The organism is Micromonospora sp. NPDC049799, assembly GCF_040656655.1.
GTDB lineage: Bacteria > Actinomycetota > Actinomycetes > Mycobacteriales > Micromonosporaceae > Micromonospora.
The window spans coordinates 1-2,880 of the sequence record NZ_JBFAMU010000581.1; the positions used below are offsets into that span (position 1 = coordinate 1).

General features: G+C 76.2%; 1 protein-coding gene. It reads left to right on the plus strand.

Features of this window, described 5'->3' with window-relative positions:
• Positions 1–2,880 (plus strand): helicase-related protein (locus AB0I76_RS26670; RefSeq protein WP_357040916.1); only part of this gene is annotated, 2,880 nt, incomplete at both ends.

A 2,880-nucleotide genomic window follows, 5' to 3' on the forward strand; every position in this document is an offset into this window, starting at 1 on the left:
CCGGACGCCCGCCGAGATGATGGCGCAGGCGGGCGGGGCGGCCGGCGCGCCGCCGGTGATCGCCCGCGCCCACCACGGCAGCGTCTCCCGCGAGGAGCGCAAGCACATCGAGGAGGCGCTGAAGTCCGGGCAGCTGCCCGCCGTGGTCGCCACCTCCAGCCTGGAGCTGGGCATCGACATGGGCGCCGTGGACCTGGTGGTGCAGATCGAGGCCCCGCCCAGCGTGGCCGCCGGCCTGCAACGGGTCGGTCGGGCCGGGCACCAGGTCGGCGCGGTCTCCCGGGGCGTCGTCTTCCCCAAGCACCGGGGCGACCTGCTCTCCTGCACGGTGGTGGCGGAGCGGATGAGCGGCGGCGCCATCGAGGAGCTGCACTACCCGCGCAACCCCCTCGACGTGCTGGCCCAGCAGATCGTCGCCATGGTCGCGCTGGAGCCGTGGCGGATCGGCGACCTGGCCGTGCTGGTCCGGCGGGCCGCGCCCTTCGCCGAGCTGCCCGACTCGGCGCTGCACGCGGTGCTCGACATGCTCTCCGGGCGCTACCCGTCCACCGCCTTCGCCGAGCTGCGGCCCCGGCTGGTGTGGGACCGGGCCACCGACACCCTCACCGGCCGTCCCGGCGCGCAACGGCTGGCGGTCACCAGCGGCGGCACCATCCCCGACCGGGGGCTCTTCGGCGTCTTCCTGGCCGGCGCGGAGCGTGCCGCGCGGGTCGGCGAGCTGGACGAGGAGATGGTCTACGAGTCCCGGGTGGGTGACGTCTTCCTGCTCGGCTCCTCCTCCTGGCGCATCGAGGAGATCACACCGGACCGAGTGCTGGTCTCCCCCGCCCCCGGCCAGGCAGCGAAGATGCCGTTCTGGAAGGGCGACCAGCTCGGCCGGCCGGTGGAGCTGGGGCGGGCCATCGGTGCCCGGGTCCGTGCCCTGCTACGGCAGAGCGACGCCGACGCGGTCGCCGCGCTGCGTGCGGGCGGGCTGGACGACTGGGCCGCCGGCAACCTGATGGCGTACCTGCGCGAGCAGAAGGCCGCCACCCGATCGCTCCCCGACGACCGCACGGTCGTGGTGGAGCGGTTCCGCGACGAGCTGGGCGACTGGCGGCTCGCCGTGCACAGCGTCCTCGGCGCCCGGGTCAACGGGCCGTGGGCCCTGGCGATCGGCCGGCGGCTCGCCGAGCGGTACGGGGTGGACGCCCAGGTGATGCCCTCCGACGACGGGATCGTGGTGCGGCTGCCGGACACCGCCGACGAGCCGCCCGGCGCGGACGTGGTGGTCTTCGAGCCCGACGAGATCGCCCAGCTGGTGGAGGAGTCGGTCGGCACGTCCGCGCTGTTCGCGTCCCGGTTCCGGGAGTGCGCCGCCCGGTCGTTGCTGCTGCCCCGCCGCGACCCGCGCCGCCGCCAGCCGCTGTGGCAGCAACGCCAACGCGCCGCACAGCTGCTCGACGTCGCCCGCGAGTACGCCGACTTCCCGGTCACCCTGGAGGCCGCCCGGGAGTGCCTCCAGGACGTCTTCGACCAGCCCGCCCTGGCCGCGCTGATGCGCGACCTGGCCGCCCGCAAGGTGCGGCTGGTCGAGGTGGAGAGCGAGCGCCCATCACCGTTCGCCCGGTCCCTGCTGTTCGGCTACGTGGGCGCGTTCCTCTACGAGGGGGACGCTCCCCTCGCCGAGCGGCGCGCCGCCGCCCTCGCACTGGACTCGGCCCTGCTCGGCGAGCTGCTCGGCCGGGTCGACCTGCGCGAGCTGCTGGACCCGGCCGTGCTCGCCGAGACCGAACGGCAGCTGCGCTGGCGCACCGACCAGCGACGCCCCCGCGACGCCGAGGACGTGGTCGAGCTGCTCCGGGTGGTCGGCGACCTCAGCGCCGACGAGCTGGCCGAGCGCGGCGCCCCCGCCGAGTGGCTGACCGGGCTGGAGGCCGCCCGCCGGGTCCTACGGATCCGGATCGCCGGCCAGGACCGCTGGGTCGTCGTGGAGGACGCGGCCCGGCTGCGGGATGCCCTTGGGGTGGCCCTGCCGGTCGGGATCGCCGAGGCGTACCTGGCGCCGGTGGCCGATCCCCTCGGCGATCTGGTCGCCCGGTACGCCCGCACCCACGGCCCGTTCGCGGCCACCACCTGCGCGGCCCGCTTCGGGCTCGGCGTGTTCGTCGTGGAGCAGGCGCTGCGCCGGCTCGCCGCGACCGGCCGGGTCGTCTCCGGCGAGTTCGCTCCGGACACCGTGGGCACCCAGTGGTGTGACGCCGAGGTGCTGCGCCTGCTCCGCCGGCGGTCCCTGGCCGCGCTGCGCCGGGAGATCGAGCCGGTGCCGCCGCGCGCGCTGGCCGCGTTCCTGCCCCGCTGGCAGCAGGTCGGCTCCTCGGCGCGCGGTGTGGAGGCCGTCGCCGCGGCCGTCGAGCAGTTGCAGGGCGCGGCGGTGCCGGCGTCCGCACTGGAACGTCTCGTGCTGCCGGGCCGGGTCGCCGACTACTCACCCGCCCAGCTCGACGAGCTGTGCGCCAGCGGCGAGGTGTTCTGGGCCGGCTCGGGGGCGATCTCCGGCGGCGACGGCTGGGTCACCCTGGCGTACGCGGACACCGCGCCCCTGCTGCTGCCCCCGATCGACGACGCGCTGACCCTCACCCCGCTGCACGAGGCGGTGCTGGAGGCGCTCGGCGAGGGGCAGGCGCTGTTCTTCCGGCCGCTGGCCGACCGGGTCGGCTCGACCGACGACGCCGCGTTGACCAGCGCCGTCTGGGACCTGGTCTGGGCCGGTCACCTCACCAACGACACCCTCGCCCCGTTGCGCGCGGTGCTGGGCGGCGGTGGGGCGCACCGGTCCCGTCCGACCGCCCCGCGTACCCGCTACCGGCGGCCCGGCCGGGTGGCCCTGCCCAGCCGCAG